The 15,278-nt window shown below is 69.9% G+C and carries 11 protein-coding genes; 3 read left to right on the forward strand and 8 right to left on the reverse strand.

The genetic code is table 11. The annotated features are described in order from the left end of the window. Window positions 1–52: 52 nt before the first annotated feature. The 3 genes from FMP39_RS29440 to pssA form a co-directional block, all read right to left on the reverse strand. Window positions 53–1,585, reverse strand: coding sequence for a hypothetical protein (locus FMP39_RS29440; RefSeq protein WP_141593431.1), 1,533 nt, complete (start codon window positions 1,583–1,585; stop codon window positions 53–55). Then, on the reverse strand, window positions 1,582–2,847 hold the full coding sequence (locus FMP39_RS29445) for a CinA family nicotinamide mononucleotide deamidase-related protein (protein WP_141593432.1): 1,266 nt from the start codon (window positions 2,845–2,847) through the stop codon (window positions 1,582–1,584). The genes FMP39_RS29440 and FMP39_RS29445 overlap by 4 nt, the downstream gene beginning before the upstream one ends. A gap of 111 nt (window positions 2,848–2,958) precedes the next feature. Then, complete coding sequence (gene pssA / locus FMP39_RS29450; RefSeq protein WP_141593433.1) at window positions 2,959–3,825, reverse strand: CDP-diacylglycerol--serine O-phosphatidyltransferase; 867 nt, start codon at window positions 3,823–3,825, stop codon at window positions 2,959–2,961. Window positions 3,826–3,918: 93 nt separating this feature from the next. On the opposite strand from pssA, the gene FMP39_RS29455 reads away from it, so the two are divergent. After that, on the forward strand, window positions 3,919–5,082 hold the full coding sequence (locus FMP39_RS29455; protein ID WP_141593434.1) for an alpha/beta fold hydrolase: 1,164 nt from the start codon (window positions 3,919–3,921) through the stop codon (window positions 5,080–5,082). Window positions 5,083–5,122: 40 nt separating this feature from the next. On the opposite strand, the gene FMP39_RS29460 is transcribed toward FMP39_RS29455, so the two are convergent. Continuing rightward, window positions 5,123–6,655, reverse strand: a complete 1,533-nt coding sequence (locus FMP39_RS29460; RefSeq protein ID WP_228558438.1) for a DUF1565 domain-containing protein — start codon at window positions 6,653–6,655, stop codon at window positions 5,123–5,125. 409 nt (window positions 6,656–7,064) lie between these two features. Here FMP39_RS29460 and FMP39_RS29465 point away from each other — a divergent pair, with 409 nt between their 5' ends. Continuing rightward, window positions 7,065–7,334, forward strand: a complete 270-nt coding sequence (locus FMP39_RS29465; protein ID WP_002635502.1) for an HU family DNA-binding protein — start codon at window positions 7,065–7,067, stop codon at window positions 7,332–7,334. A 66-nt stretch (window positions 7,335–7,400) separates the two neighbouring features. Here FMP39_RS29465 and FMP39_RS29470 read toward each other — a convergent pair whose 3' ends face one another. Then, entirely contained in the window at window positions 7,401–8,363 is a 963-nt protein-coding gene (locus FMP39_RS29470) for a M23 family metallopeptidase (protein ID WP_141593436.1), read from the reverse strand. A 101-nt stretch (window positions 8,364–8,464) separates the two neighbouring features. After that, window positions 8,465–9,490 (reverse strand): low-specificity L-threonine aldolase, encoded by a 1,026-nt coding sequence (gene ltaE / locus FMP39_RS29475; RefSeq protein ID WP_141593437.1) that lies wholly within the window; start codon window positions 9,488–9,490, stop codon window positions 8,465–8,467. A gap of 68 nt (window positions 9,491–9,558) precedes the next feature. On the opposite strand from ltaE, the gene nth reads away from it, so the two are divergent. Further along, window positions 9,559–10,275 carry an endonuclease III gene (gene nth / locus FMP39_RS29480; protein WP_255508565.1) on the forward strand — a complete coding sequence of 239 codons (717 nt, stop codon included), beginning with the start codon at window positions 9,559–9,561 and terminating at the stop codon, window positions 10,273–10,275. On the opposite strand, the gene def is transcribed toward nth, so the two are convergent. Continuing rightward, entirely contained in the window at window positions 10,229–10,762 is a 534-nt protein-coding gene (gene def, locus FMP39_RS29485) for a peptide deformylase (RefSeq protein WP_140873620.1), read from the reverse strand. The genes nth and def overlap by 47 nt on opposite strands. Window positions 10,763–10,851: 89 nt before the next feature. After that, a partial coding sequence (locus FMP39_RS29490) for a DnaJ domain-containing protein (protein ID WP_228558439.1) occupies window positions 10,852–15,278 on the reverse strand: 4,427 nt, incomplete at its 5' end.

Consider the following 15,278-nt stretch of genomic DNA (forward strand, 5'->3'; position numbering starts at 1 on the left):
CTCTCATCTGCGCGTGGAGCGCGAAGGATTCAAGCCCATGAAACGTAGGGCGCTACCAGTTCCGAACAAGTTCCGTGTAGCCGCGGAAAGCCACGGCTCCCCAGAAGTTCACCAACACGCCAAGCGCCACCGCGGCCATCACCGCCCGATTCCGCAGGGACCAGCCCCCCAATGCGAAGAGCAGGAGGAGGTAGGGCGTGTAGTCGAGGCTGAACCGGAAGCCGAACTGCATGTAACCGGTGTTCTGATAGAAGAGTCCGGGCAGCGCGCACACCGCCACGGTGAGCCACACCGGCCAATGCAGGCGCGGGCGCGTCTTCGGCACCAACAGGAAGACGAGCAGCGGCAGCGTCAGCAGCAGCGTCAGCCCGTGCGGGTCATAGCCCAGCTTCAGCGGAGACAAGGACACCGAGGGCAGCTTGAGGAAGGCCGCCTCCAGGTTTCGTGGCAGGTACTCCCAATTGAAGAGCCCCGTGCGGTCGATGTCCGCGTTGACGCGGTTGTTGAAGAGGTACGCGTGCCCGAACTCGCTCAGCCGGCCGTAGCGGTAGACGTTGTACGCGGCCGCGAGCCCCGCCAGCGGCGCGGCGCCCAACGTGAAGAGGCCCAGCTTCTTCGCGGCGGGCTTCCAGTTTCGCGCCAGGGCCTTGAGCTGCGCCAGGCGAGGCTCCGGCCCGGGACACAGCGCCTCCAGCACGAAGAAGAGCCCCGTGAAGAGCAAGGGCGTCCGCGTGAGCGTCGCCATGGAGAAGAACAGACCCGCGAGCAGCGGACGATGCGCCCGGACGGCGTTTCGCACGTAGAGACAGGTGAGCGCCACACCCATCACCTCGGCGCTGAACCAGACCTCTCCCCGGATGGCGCAGTAGAAGAACAGGGTGCCGAAGGCGAGGATGAGCGCCAAGGCCACGTTCTCGTTGCGGTTGCGCTCCGTCTCCCCTTCCTTCGCCAGGAAGCGCAGCAACGAGAAGAAGAGCGCCACCGCCAGCGCACCGACGATGACTCCGAACGAGGTGTCGTTGAACTGGTAGCCGTGCAGTGCGACGAAGGGCAACATCGCCACCGCGGGGAAGGACGGAAAGCTCACGAACCAGCGGTCCGTTGGGAGCGGGCGTCCGGAGCAACGGACCTTCTCGCCGTTCACCATGCGGACGCAGGCCCAGTCCTCCATGTTGGGCAGCACCTGCGGGTCCACGTCCAGCCGCCCCTCCATCCACGCCTGGGCCTGATAGACGAAGTGAGGCGCGGCGCTCTGGCGCAGGAAGCGCTGGGAGCTGAAGCTGGCGAGCACCACGAAGGCGACCACGAACAGCACCACCTCCACGCGGTAGGCGGACAGCCACACACGCGCGACGTTCAGCGGCAGGCCTCCCGACACGGGGGTGCCCGGTGAGGACGCGGGCGGTGACACCGAAGGCGGGGCGGCTTCGGGCTCGGCGGAAGGGATTGGCGCGCTGGCGGCTGCGGGCCCCGCCTCCTGGTGCGGAGCGACGGGCGCGACAGCGGGCGCTCCTGACGCGGCCGGTTCGGAAGCTCCCGGCTCGGAGGAGGGCGGACGGGGGCGCTTGGACTTGGAACGGCTCATGGGGTAGCGGGCGCGGCGAGCAGGTGCTGCCGCAGCATTTCAAGCGTGTGGGAAGCGGCGAACAGGCGCACGCGGTCGCGGTCGCCGGTGACAGAGATGCGCTCACAGCGGGTGGGCACGCCAGGCGCCGACAGCGCGCAGTACACGGTGCCCACGGGGTCCTCCGGCGTGCCGCCGCCAGGGCCGGCGTATCCCGTCACCGACAGGCCATAGGTCGTGCCACAGGCATCGCGCACGCCCTCCGCCATGGCCTCGGCCGTCTCGCGCGAGACAGCGGTGTGCCGTGCGAGCACGTCGGGAGGAACGCCCACCCATGCGGATTTCATCTTCTCCGAGTACACCACCGCGCCGCCGATGAAGACCTCGCTGGAGCCCGGCACGGCCGTGAGCTGCTGGGCGATGAGGCCGCCGGTGCAGCTCTCCGCCACGGCCAGCGTGGCGCCCGCCCGACGAAGCGTTTCGAGGACCACCGCGGCGTACGCTTCCGAGTCCACACCGAAGAGCTTCGTGCCCAGCATCTGGCGGCACTCCACCTCCACGGCGGCGAGCGCGGCATCCGCCTCCGATTGGGAGGAAGCCTCCGCCATCAGCTTCAGGTGGTTTTCGGGGGCGTGGGTGCGGAAGCCGAACACGATGCGGGGATGCCGGGGTCCCATGGGGGCAACCGCCATGTCGAGCTCCGACTCCGGAATACCCACCGTGCGCAACAGCCGGAAGGCCCGGTAGGTGCGCTCGGGGCGGGCGTCCAGCGTCGCGCGGATCCGCGGCAGCACCTCGCCTTCCAGGAGCGCCTTGAACTCACGGGGCACCCCCGGAAGGAAGAACAACTGGGCGCCACCCAGCTTCATCACGACGAGGGGCGCGGAGCCCTCGGGGTTCCTCACGGGCTCGGAGCCCCGGGGGACGCGGGCCATGCGCAGGGCGCTCGGGTTGGGCGACAGGCCTCGCGCGGCGTAGCGCAGGTGCAGCCAGTCGAGGACCTGGGCATCCTCCTCCAGCGGCACGCCCGCGGCCTCCGCGGCGCATTCGAGGGTGAAGTCGTCCGCCGTGGGCCCCAGGCCCCCCGAAACCACCACCACGTCCGCTCGCGACGCGGCTTCCTTCAGCGCCTGGGTGATGTCCGGCCGCACGTCACCCACCAGGACCACGCGCTCCACCTTGATGCCAAGGTCGAAGAGGCGGGCCTCCAGGTACGTGCTGTTCGTGTCCGTAATGAGGCCGGTGACGAGCTCGTCACCGGTGCACAGCAGCTCGACGCGCATGGGCCGCGCATCCTAGCGGCAGCCGGACGGCTGGGCACGGACCGAAGCGCACTCAAGCCGCAACGCCCCCTGGTCTGGAAGGGGGCCGAGCGAGAAACAGCGTCCTCCAGGTCAGAGGTACGCGGGCCCGTCGTTGCCCTGGCTGGACTCCGCGTCCTCTTCTTCCTCGTCGTCGATGACCGTGGCCACCGCGACCGCGGCCACCGCGCAGGGGGCCGCCCCCTTGCGAGCGGCCAGCCGGCTGCGGACCAGCACCGCCGACTCCACCAGCCCCAGCGCCAGGTAGGCGCCGCAGCACGCCACCAGCACCCAGGCCGGGTGCAACTGCGTGGCGATCACCGTGCCGCCCACCACCACGAGCATGAAGGCCAGCGCGCTCTTCCGGTTGGGCCGCGTGTCCTTGAAGGTGCGGTAGCGCACCGTCGACACCATCAGCAGCGCCAGGCCCGCCACCGCCACCGCCATGGGCACCACGGCGCTCTCGGCCAGGGGTTCCCCTTGCGTCGCCGCATGGTGGGAGATGATGACGGAGACCAGCATTCCGGCCGCCACGGGGATGGGCAGGCCCACGAAGAAGCTGCCACCGCCGCCGTGCGGGTTGCGTGCCGCCAGCACGTTGAAGCGCGCCAGACGCAATGCACCACAGGCCGCGAAGGAGAACGCGATGAACAGCCCCATGAAGCCCAGGGGCTCGAGCGCCCACTTGTACACCAGGAGAGAGGGCGCTGCTCCGAAGGAGATGACGTCCGCCAGACTGTCGAGCTGCACGCCGAAGTCGCTCTGCGTCTTCGTCAGCCGGGCCACCCGGCCATCGAAGCCGTCGAAGAACATGGCGAAGAAGATGGCCAGGGCCGCCTGGTACAGCTGCACCGGTTCGGCGTCCCCCGTGCACAAGGTGATGGCGTAGAAGCCGCAGAAAATGGACGTGACGGTGAAGAGATTCGGCAGCACGAACATCAGTTTCCGCAACTTCATCATTCCCTCGACTTCCTCTGATGGCCGTGACTTCCCGGCGGCAGGACGGCGGGTGAACCGACCTTAGCAGGGTTTTATTTTTGAAGAGGAGGATGCATGGATGCTTCGCGGTGGGTGGTGTGGGTACTGGTCGCCGGGGTCGCACTCGTTCTGTGGAACGTCCTTTGGGTCGTGGCCGTGCGACGATGGTACCGACCCAGGGCGGAGTTGCCCCAGGTCCTCCGCGCCCGCTGCGAGGACGGATGGGAGCTGGTGATTCACGCGCGACGCGCGGCCGTGCGCCGATTCGAGGAGCCCGTGCTGCTGTGCCACGGGCTCGCGGCGAACCGGTTCACCTTCGACTTCGAGCCCCCCTATTCCGTCGCGCACTATCTGACCGAAGCGGGCTTCGACTGCTTCAGCGTCGAGTGGCGCGGCACCGGGCACTCACGCCGGCCGCCTCGAGGTCGGAAGTACACGGACTTCACCATCGACGACCACATCCTCCAGGATGGACCCGCGCTGTTGGAGCTGGCGTTGAAGGAGACGGGTGCGAAATGCGCCTTCTGGCTCGGCCATTCCCTGGGCGGGCTGGTGGGCTACGGCGTCGCGCAAGGCCCGCACGGGGAGAAGCTTGCGGGGTTGCTCGCGCTGGGCGCTCCCGTGCACTTCAAGTCGGAGCCCTTCCTGCGCACGCTCATCTCCATGGGCGTCCGTGCCGCCTGGCCCGCACGCTTCCGGCAGGAGTGGATGAGCGCCAGCCTCGCGCCGTTCCTGGGCTACATCACCCTGCCCCTGTCGGACCTGCTGGTGAACCCCAAGCACATCCCCCCGCGCATCCAGCGGCAGGTCTACGCGAACATGATGTCGTCGATGAGCCGCAAGGTGCTGCTTCAGTTCCAGGACTGGATTGAGCACGACATGTTCCGCTCCTTCGACCGCACGAAGGACTGGCGCGCTGGCATCGCACAGCTCCAGCTTCCGCTGCTCATCATGGGCGGCAGTTCGGACCGGCTGGCCACGCCGGCCAACGTGGAGTCGCAGTTCGCGCTCGCCACCGCGCCCGACCGCACGCTGCATATCTTCGGCACGGACCATGGCGACAAGATGAACTACGGGCACGGGGACCTCATCTTCGGCACCGGCGCGCCGTCGGAGGTCTATCCCGTCATCCGCGAGTGGCTGGAGCGCCATGCCTCCGCCCTGCCCGCCGCCATCACCGCCCCCGCTCCCAACCCAGTGGAAGAAGAGCCTCGCGAGCCGGAGCGCTCCGTCCCGTGAGCATCCAGCGGGAGGGAGCAACCGTTGCTGTCGTGCCGGTTCACTTCGGACTGGCGTGGACACAGCGCGCCGAGAGGCCCCGCGTGTCCTCAGAGCGGAATTTCTTCAGGTACACCTGCGTGGCGCCTTCGCACTCCGCATGGACGAACCCCGTCTCCAGGCCACTCGCGGAGAGGGATTCCACACGCAACTCGCCGTCTCCCAGAGCGCCCAGCGCCGTCGCCGCCCCTTGAATGTCCACGTTGACGGCGTTCATGCGCGCCAGGGTGTCCGATAGCAGGCCCACGTACCCGCAGGTCTCCAGCTTCGCGCCCCGCAGTGACACGCGGGCATTCTGCGCTGTGAGGACACACACCCCCTGTGCATCGCGCACCACGACGCCCTCCACGTCCGCTTCGACCTGACGCAGGTGCAGGCCATCTCCGGTGACACCGTCCGCCGTGTGCACCCGGCGGATGTCCACGTCACGAAGCCGCAGCTTCCCACGCAGCGCCATCACCCCGTACTCGCCGGCGCCGTCCACCCGAACGCCCTGGACGTCCAGGTCCCCGCCCGAGAACTGAAGCCCGCCATAGGCGCCGCTGTCCCGCACCACGATGTCCCGGAGCCGGACGCGTGACATCAGCAGTCCCATTCCGGCCCGAATGGCCCGCACCGACGTGAAGCGGTGCACATCGAGCCTGCGTGCTTGCATGGCGGACACGCCGTACTCGTGCCCCGTCACGGAGACCGCATCCAGGATGAGGGTGCCGTCCATCACCGAGAAAGCCGCCGCCAGCCCACCTTCCGCGGAGGAGCGCCGCACCTCGGCGTACGCACCGTCCACGCCGACTGCTGTCGCGGCACCCGTGAACTGGAGGTCCTCCAACGTGGCCCGCACGTCCGCGCCGCGCAGCCGCACGGCTCGACGGTAGGGGCCGGTGAAGGTGCTTCCCCGGATGTGCGCCTCCACGATGGCTCCGGCATGTCTCGGGCCTTCCTGCTGCGCTCCAGCATCCGTGGCGGCCTCGCTGTCGTGAGGTACGTGCATGGATCCGTCCGTGTTCGACAGCACTTCGGGCTTGGACGAGGCGTCGCGCGGTGCCGATTGCCCGCCACCCTTCGGAGGGGAGGCCCGTCCGCTTTCCAGCAACACCCCCACCATGGCCGCTGGCGCCGCCTCGAACCGGCTGTCCTCCACGTCCAGCCGCCCGGCCTCCACACGCACCGCTCCCGTCACCTGCCCGCTGAAGCCCACCCGCGCCAGCCGGACGTGGCCGCCGTCCGTGACCTCCATCCCCCACAGCCCACCCTGGACGACCAAATCCGACAGCTCCACACTTCCACCCACCCAAATGGCCGTGCGAGCAGCGCCCTCTGCTTGCAGCACCACCCCGGACCCCTGCCCCTCCACCCGAACTCCGGGTGGGATCAGGAAGGGCCCTGTGTAGCGCCCAGGGGCTACCCGCACGGTCAGGACTCCGGGCCGCGCCAGTGCCTCGCCGAGTTGGCGCAGCGGGCGCTCACGCGAGCCGTCGCCAGGCTCCACACCAGCCGCGTCCACCCAGAGGGTGCCAGAGGCCGGGGACGACACGGCTGGTTGCGCCTCGCGATGCGGAGGGCTCCGGCAGGCGCTGGCGAGCAGCAGGATCAAAGGCAGGAAGGTTCGAAAACGCACGCAAGCAAGCATCCTAGCGCCTTCCCGCCGGGGCTCACGCGGCCGCGATCAGACCCCCTTCGCAAGTGATCAATATTCCAAAGACTTTCTTCAAAACACGATCACACACAGCACTTTTCCAATTCACTGCGGATGGGTCGCGATGATGTATCGGAAGCGACTCTCCACACTCTTCCTACGCCCGGTGTTTCAGAGGGCCAACTTTTCGTCTGGAGGCCGATTTTCCGGCCTCAAACCGCGGCCGGCATTGACAGGGAAAAGAGCGATTTGTTACCACCAGCCGGGTTAAAGCACTTCAAGGCCAGACAACGGACGGAGGGGCGTAATGACCAAGGCAGAACTCGTCGAGGTGGTGGCGGCGCAGACACGTCTCACCAAGAAGTCGGCGGCGCAGATCCTCGACATCGTCTTCACCAATATCGGTAAAGCGGTGAAGAAAGACGCCCGCTTCAGCTATCCCGGCTTTGGAACCTGGTCGGTTCGGTCGCGCAAGGCTCGCAAGATTCGCAACCCCCAGACCAACGAGATGATGAAGCTCAAGGCGTCGAAGACGATCGGCTTCCGGCCCGCCAAGGAGCTGAAGAACTCCCTCTAGGCCATCGCCGAGGGATTTCGCTCAGGGGCGCTCACCTGAAAGGGGGCGCCCCTGTTGCATTGCGGGCTAGCGGCTTACGGGCCCACGGGCCACCGACGGCATGGGCTCCGGAGGCGGCTCCGCGTCACCCAGCGCCTCCAGCGGGTCCATGGGCTGGCCGTCACGCCACAGCTCGAAGTGGAGGTGGACGCCGGTGGCCAGCCCTGTCTCCCCGGCCAGCCCCACGGCGTTGCCTCGCTCCAGCACCTCTCCAGGGTCGACCAGCACGCGGGACAGGTGGCTATAGCGCGTCACCCAGCGCCCCTCATGCTGGACCTCCACCTGGAGGCCATGGTCGCCATTGTGGCCCGCACGCAGCACCACGCCCTTGTCCGCCGTGTAGATGGGCTGGCCCTGCGTCGCGGCCAGGTCGACGCCCAGGTGGCGCCGGTGCACGCCTGTCACGGGGTGCCAGCGGTAGCCGAAGAGACTGGTGACGGACACCGGATCCACCGGCCAGGAGAAGCGCGGAAGCGCCTCCTCGGCAGGCTCGGGCGGCTGCTCCAGGCGGCGCAGCTCGGCGGTGCGCAGCGCCAGCCGGCCCACGCGCAACACCACCGCCTCGGCCAGCGGGGCCGGCATATCGCCATAGGTGAAGCCGTCCCGCTCCAGCTCGGCCTCCAGGACGCTCTGGGCCTGCAGCAAATCACCCGAGCCGACGCGCGGCGCCGCGGGGCGCGACAGGAAGCCGTCCAATGCGAAGGTCACCTGCTCCCAATTCTCCACCTGGGCGGCGGGCATCGTCCCGCCTCGCGCCACCTGCTGACGAAGGCCCTGTGCTCGCGACGCGAAGGCGGCGAGCACGGCATGCAGCTCCGGAGCCGTCTCCGGCGCGGGTGGTCGCACTCGGAGGGGCGCGGGCGCTGCATCTGGCGCGCGCGATTGTGACGCCGAGGTGGCGTAGAGTTCCTCGAAACTCATCTTCGGCTCCGCGCCACGGGTAGCGCAGGCACAAGCTGTAACGAAGGCGAGGAGGCTGAGGCGGCGCACGGCGGTGCGAGCCTACCATGGCCCGCCCGGAGCGCTCCTTCCCCACCCCGTGTGCGCGCCCAGAGATGTCCACGGACGCGCGCTTCACCCCAAGGGTGTGCTCAACCCACGGCGCGGCGGATGCGCTGCAGGGCTTCATCGATGTCGGCAGTGGACACATCCAGGTGGGTGACGAGGCGCAGCGTCCGAGGAGCCCCCGCGGGGTTCGTCAGGACCCCGTGCTGCTCCAGCCGCGCCACCATCTCCAGAGCGGACCGGGAGAACTCCGCGAAGACCATGTTGGTCTCCACCCGCGAAGCCTCCACCTTCACGCCGGGCAGCTCCGCCAGCCCTGCGGCCAGCCTGCGGGCGTTCGCATGGTCGTCCGCCAGCCGCTCGACATGGTGCTCCAGTGCATGCAGCGCTGCCGCCGCCAGGATGCCTGCCTGTCGCATGCCACCGCCCAGCCGCTTGCGCAGCCGGCGCGCCTCGCGAATGACGTCCGCGCGCCCCGCCAGGGCCGAGCCCACCGGAGCGCCCAGGCCCTTCGAGAAACACACGGACGTCGTGTCCGTCAGCGCGGCCCAGGCGGACACCGGCACGCCTAGCGCGACACCGGCGTTGAAGAGCCTGGCTCCATCCAGGTGGACGGCCAGCCCCGCCTTGCGCGCCGCTTCCACGACGGCTCGGAAGTGCTCCACCGGCCATACCGAACCACCACCCCGGTTGTGCGTGTTCTCCAGCGACAGCAGGCGCGTACGCGGGTTGTGGATGTTGTCCTCGCGCACGGCCGCGCTCACGTCCTCCGGCGACAGCAGACCGCGCTGTCCTGGCAGCGGCTGCGGCTGCACGCCCCACAAGGCGGGCACCGCGCCCCCTTCGTAGTGGAGGATGTGGCTGCCTGCCTCGGTGAGCACCTCGTCGCCCGCCCGGCAATGCGCGCCGATGGCCAACTGGTTGGCCTGCGTCCCCGAGGGCACGAAGACGGCGGCCTCCAGGCCGAGCCGCTCGGCCACTCGTGCCTCCAGACGGAGCACGGTGGGGTCTTCACCGTAAACGTCATCCCCCACTTCGGCTTCGGCGATGGCGCGCCGCATGGCGGCCGTTGGCTGAGTGACGGTGTCGGAACGGAAGTCGATGCGCTTCATGAATCTCCCCGAATGGGTGCGTCCAACCGGTGCTTGGGCTCGCAGCCGGTGTGACATACAACGGCGCCGTGCCTGGACGTGAGACAGTCGCCGAGAAGCGAAAGCGCGCGTTGCTGGTGATGGACCGCCTGGCCGCGGACATGCCGGATGCCCGCATCGAGCTGGACTATCGGACGCCCCTGGAACTGCTGGTGGCTGTCATCCTCTCCGCGCAGTGCACGGACAAGCGCGTCAACATGGTGACGCCGGCCCTCTTCCAGCGCTTCTCCAACGCCCAGGCCTATGCGGAAGCAGAACCGTCGGACGTGGAGCCCTTCATCCGCACCTGCGGCTTGTACCGCGCCAAGGCGAAGAACATCGTCGCGGCCGCGCGGTCGCTGGTGCAGGAGCACGCCGGGCAGGTTCCCTTGAAGCGGGACGCGCTGGAGAAGCTGCCAGGCGTGGGCCGCAAGACGGCGGGCGTGGTGTGCATCCACCTGGGAGGCGACGTGGCCTTCCCCGTGGACACGCACGTGAAGCGGCTCGCCTTCCGGCTCGGGTTCACCACGAAGGCGGACCCGGACAAGGTGGAAGCAGACATGCAGGCCGTGCTGCCGTCGGAGCGGTGGGCCCTGGGCCACCAGCTCCTGGTGTGGCACGGGCGGCGGACCTGCTTTGCCCGCTCGCCCGCGTGTGAGCGCTGCGTCGTCGCGGACCTGTGCCCGAAGAAGGGCGTGAAGGTCCAGAAGGACGCCGGCGCTACGGAGACGCCGGCGCGCTCGCCTCGCGCTCGCGCGAAGTCTTGAGGCGCTTCATCCGCTTGCGGATGAACTCGCGCTTCAGGGACGAGATGTGGTCCACGAAGACGGTGCCGTTGAGGTGGTCCGTCTCGTGCTGCACCGCGATGGACAGCAGCCCGTCACAGCGCAGCGTCTGCTCCTGACCGTCCGGGTCCAGGAACTTCACGGTGACCACGGCGGCCCGGTCGACATCCGCGGCCTCGCCAGGGATGGACAGGCAACCCTCGTTGTAGGTCGTGTCGCCTTCCATGGCGATGATCTCCGGATTGATCATCGCAATGGGCTTCAGCTCCGGCTGGCTGTGCGTGGTGTCCAGCACGATGACGCGCTGGAGCACGCCGATTTGCGGGGCGGCCAGGCCCACGCCTTCAGCGGAGTACATCGTTTCGAACATGTCCTTCACCAGCGTGCGGGTGGAGTCATCCACCTTCGCCACCGGCTTGGCCTTCTGTTTCAGGACAGGGTCGGGCCAGATGAGGATCTCACGGACCATGGACGCCGTCTTAATCTCACCGGAGCGGACGGGCAACCGCCCCGGGTGGGCCGCCCTGCACTCCCGGGAGGCCGTCCGTCCGACGGGCGTCAGTCGAGCAGGCTCCGGGCGTACTCCGCGCGCAGCCGGTCGTCTCCCAGGGCCTGGGCGGCCTCGGCGAGCACGGTGCGAATCTGCTGCGCACGGTGCTGGAGCGCCGGGTCGGGATGCCCCGCGAAACGCAGCGGGTGGAACTCGGCGGCCAGCAGCTCGTAGGCGCGTTTGACCTCCTCGCCCCCCGCCGAGCGGGCCAGCCCCAGCACCGCGAAGTAGTCCGCGTCCTGGATCTCCTCGAACTTGGCTTCCAGGCGCCGGACGTCCAGCTCCGGCGGCAGGTCACCCGCGTCTTCATCCGTGGCGGGCTCCAGCGAGACGAGCCCCAGCGTCCGCGCCACCGCGAGCGACTTCAAGGCCGAGTCCTGCGGCAGCCCCGCGCCCAGGAGCAGCGCCTCCAGCGTGTGCTCTCCGTCCACCTGGGACAGGAGCTGGAGGTCCCGCGAAGGCAGGCCGAAGTCATCCGGGGCCAGGTGGATGTCGCCACGGGTGACGCGCGCGCGCAGGCTCCCGGCGGCCTCCAGCAAGGATTCGGAGGTGAGGGTATTGCGCAGTGCCTCGGCCAACAGGTGCAGCGGCGGACGCGTGGCGGCGGCGAGCGCCACCTCGTGCGGCGCCGGCTCCGGCACCAGGCGGTAGAGCGTCGAGGGCTCCGCCAGCGCGTCCAGGAAGACCTGCTCGGTGTAGCGCTGGACCAGGGGCACGGCTTCGGACTCCCGCAGGTAGCCCCGGCCCCGCAGTGCGTCCAGCAGCGCGGCCGTGGTGGCGCTGCGCACCAGCCGCAGCTCGCCTTCCTGCCGCGCGTCGATGAGCCCGTCTGCGCGGGCCCGGTCGACCAACGTCTCCCCCTGCGCGGAGGAGACGGCGCCCACAAGCGCCCCGTCCCGCAGCCAGAGGACGCGCAGGGCGTTCATCACCTTCAGCTCCAACCGCATCTCCATGCGGGCCTCACAGAGCCGGAGCACCAGCTTGGTCAGGCCGTCCTGGGTGACGCTGCCACTGCGGGCCACGGCCAGCTCGGGTCTGCCGGGAGGTGCTTCCAGGGGCAGCATGGATGCCCGGGCCTGGGCGGCGGCGTCCTCCGCGTCTCGGAGCGCGCGCTCCTCCAGCTCCAGGCGCTCGCGTTCGGAGCGGGCCCGCTGTTCGGCGGACTCGGTGCGCAGCGCCTCCAGGGATTGCTCGAGGGACTCGCGTGCTTCACGCTCTTTCGCCAGGTTCTCTCGGGACTGCTGGTACTCCAGGCGGAGCTCGGCGAGTTCCTCGGAGATTCTGGTGTTCTCCGCGAGGAGCCGGGACTCGGACTCGCTGCGGGCGCGGGACTCTTCTTCGAGCCGGGATTCCAGCGTCGTGCGCTGCGTTGCCTCCGCGTCCAGGCGGACTTCGAGGGCCGTTCGGTGGCGGCCTTCGGCCTTCGCGCGGGCGGTCGCTTCGGCTTCGGCCTGTGCGGATTGCTGGACGCGAGCTTCGGCCTCGGCGCGGCGCTTCGCCTCGGCTTCGGCTCGGGCTTCCGCCTCCTCGGCGGACTTCAGGGCAGCTTCGGCGCGGGCTTCCGCTTCGCGCCGTGCCTGGGACTCGGCTTCGGCCTGGGCGGCGGCGGTGACGCGGTGTTCTTCTTCCGTTCGGGCGCGTGCCTTCTCGGCGGCGAGGGACTCTCCTTCTCGCCGGGCCTGTGCTTCTGCTTCGGCGCGCTGCTGGGCCTCCTGCTCGGCGCGAGATTCCGCTTCAGCGCGGGCCTGCGCTTCGCGCTCGGCGCGGGCTTCGGCTTCGGCGCGGGCCTGCGCTTCACGTTCGGCTCGGGCTTCGGCTTCGGCGCGGCGCTCCGCCTCCGCGGTAGCCTGTGCTTCCGCCTTCTCGCGAGCCTGGGTCTCCGCCTTCGCGAGCACCTCGGCTTCGGCGCGCAATGTGGCCTCGTGCTCGGCACGCGCCTCGGCGGCGGCTCGGGCCTCGGACTCACGGGAAGCACGCGTGTCCGCATCGGTTCGCGAGGACGCCTCGCTCTCCGCACGGACTTCGATTGCCGCACGCAACTTCGCCTCGCGCTCGGCGCGGGCCTCTATTTCGGACCGTGCGGCGACCTCTGCTTCGGCGCGGGCCTCGGCTGCGGCTCGTGCCTCGGACTCGATTGCCGCGCGGGCTTCGGCTTCGCGTCGCGCGACGGCCTCGCTTTCGGCTCGGGCCTCCGCGGCTTGCAATGCGGCTACTGCGCTCTCAGCTCGGGCTTCGGCTTCTTTCAGCGCAGCCGTCGCGCTCTCAGCTCGGGCTTCGGCTTCTTTCAGCGCAGCCGCCGCGCCCTCAGCTCGGGCCTCCGCTTCTTGCAATGCGGCTTCTGCGCCCTCAGCTCGGGCCTCGGCTTCTTTCAGCGCAGCTGTCGCGCGCTCAGCGCGGGCTTCGGCCTCAAGTCGTGCAGCGGCGTCTTGCTCCGCTCGGGCTTCGGCCTCCGCCCGGGCCGCAGCCTCGCGGTCAGCCTGAGCCTCTGCGTTTGCACGTAGCTCCGCTTCTTGCTGAGCCCGGGCTTCCGCCTTCTCCGCGCGGGCCTCTGCGTTTGCGCGGGCCTCCGCTTCCTGTCCGGTGCGCGCATCAGACTCGGAGGTGACGCGGGCTTCCGCCGTCTGGCGAGCCAACGCCTCGGCTTCAGCACGCGCTTCAGCTTCCACGCGCGCCGTTGCCTCAACCTCGGCCCGGGCTTCTGCCTCGGCACGCGCCGTTGCTTCAAACTCGGCCCGGGCTTCTGCCTCGGCACGCGCCGTTGCTTCAATCTCTGCTCGGGCCTCGGCCTCGGCACGCGCCGTGGCGATGGACTCCAGACGCGCCTCGGCGTCCACGCGAGCCGCGGACTCAATCTCCGCCCGGGCATCCGCCTCAGCCAGAGCCGTCGCGACCGATTCCATCCGAGCATCGGCGTCGGCGCGCGCCGTTGCCTCAATCTCCGCTCGCGCGGAGGCCTCGGCAAGCGCCGCCTCCGCTGACGCCAGCCGTGCTTCGGCATCCACACGGGCCGCGGATTCAATCTCGGCTCGGGCCTCGGCCTCGGCCAGCGCCGTGGCTACGGACTCCGCACGGGCGCCCGCACCGAGCTCCGCCTGCACACGCGCCTCGGCGTCTGCCAGGGCCCGAGCAATCAGTTCCGATTGGGCTTCCGCCTCCGCCAACGCACGCGCCGCCAGCTCCGCGCGAGCCTCTGCCTCCGCCTGGGCACGCGCCGCCAGCTCCGCGCGGGCCTCTACTTCCTCAAGGGCTCGCGACAGGCGCTGCGCACGCGTGTCCGCTTCGAGCCGCGACTGGGCCTCCACCTCGGCGCGGACCTCCGCGGCCTCGCGGGCACGGGCCTCCGCGTCGATGCGCGCTTCCGACACCGAGGTCAGGTCCTCGGCGGACTCGACCCGGCGCTCCGCGGCCTGACGCGCCTTGGACTCCGACTCGGCGCGAACCTCCGAAACGACGCGCCCCGCGGCCTCCGACTCCAGGCGCGCTTCGAGCTCCTGCAAGGCCTGCGTGCTCGCCGCGGCGCGAAGCTCCGCTGCCTCACGGGCCTGCGTCTCGGCCTCCACGCGGGCCTCCGCGTCGATGGCCCGCAGCTCCGCCTCCGCGCAGGCATCCTCGAACCGGCGGACCTGGGCCTCGACCTCGGCGGTGAGCGTCTCCGCTTCCTCGCGGAGCCGGACTTGCGCTTCCAGCTCCTCGCGCAGCGCCGCGAGGTCGCCAGTCTCCTGCGCATCGCCCGCCAGGGCCGCCCTGGCGGCGCCCCTGGACGAAGGCGACTCCCGCTGACGGAGCCCTTCCAGCGCCGCTTCGGCTTCCGCCCGCAGCAAGGACTCCCGCGAGCGCTCCTCTTCTTCCGCCGCGAGCCGATCCTGGAGCCCCTGGACCTGCTGCTCGAGTTCGCGGCGCAGCGCGGCTTCCCGCTCCAGCGCCTCGGTGACAGAGCTCACACGCGAGTGAGCTTCCTCGAGCTGACGCTCCGCCTCCTCCTGCTGGGCCTGCCACTGCGCCATCAGCGCGGGGACCGCGAAGCCTCCGGCGCCCGGGGCAGGCGTCTCGACGACGGGCGGCGCCTCTGGCGCGGGGCTCGACGCCTCCGCATCCGAGTCGAACCAATCCTCCCCGATGCTGCGAGGCTCCTCCTTCGGCGTCTCGGTAGACTCCTCGTCGAACCAGTCATCCCCCACGCCCGACGCCTGCGGCGCCTCGTCATCCCGGGACTGGGCTGACGCGGCTTGCAGCTCCGCCTCCAGCAACTCCCAGTTGGACGCGGAGACCGCCGCCGCGTCCGGCTCCTCAGCGGCCTGTCCCGGCTCCGGCGTGCCCGCGGGCTCACCGAGCGCCGCCTCCGTACCCCACGTGTCTTCCGTCTCCGATGACGGCGCTTGCGGCTCGGCGTCCGCCGCCTGCTCGGGCTCCGTGGACGGCGCCTCACCGGATACAT

Source organism: Myxococcus sp. AB056 (genome assembly GCF_006547365.1).
Lineage (GTDB): Bacteria > Myxococcota > Myxococcia > Myxococcales > Myxococcaceae > Myxococcus > Myxococcus virescens.

What these genes read in the sequence shown, in the direction of transcription:
- FMP39_RS29440 (WP_141593431.1), bottom strand. Translation starts at nt 1,585, where the DNA reads ATGAGCCGTTCCAAGTCCAAGCGCCCCCGTCCGCCCTCCTCCGAGCCG.
- FMP39_RS29445 (WP_141593432.1), bottom strand. Translation starts at nt 2,847, where the DNA reads ATGCGCGTCGAGCTGCTGTGCACCGGTGACGAGCTCGTCACCGGCCTC.
- pssA (WP_141593433.1), bottom strand. Translation starts at nt 3,825, where the DNA reads ATGATGAAGTTGCGGAAACTGATGTTCGTGCTGCCGAATCTCTTCACC.
- FMP39_RS29455 (WP_141593434.1), top strand. Translation starts at nt 3,919, where the DNA reads ATGGATGCTTCGCGGTGGGTGGTGTGGGTACTGGTCGCCGGGGTCGCA.
- FMP39_RS29465 (WP_002635502.1), top strand. Translation starts at nt 7,065, where the DNA reads ATGACCAAGGCAGAACTCGTCGAGGTGGTGGCGGCGCAGACACGTCTC.
- ltaE (WP_141593437.1), bottom strand. Translation starts at nt 9,490, where the DNA reads ATGAAGCGCATCGACTTCCGTTCCGACACCGTCACTCAGCCAACGGCC.
- def (WP_140873620.1), bottom strand. Translation starts at nt 10,762, where the DNA reads ATGGTCCGTGAGATCCTCATCTGGCCCGACCCTGTCCTGAAACAGAAG.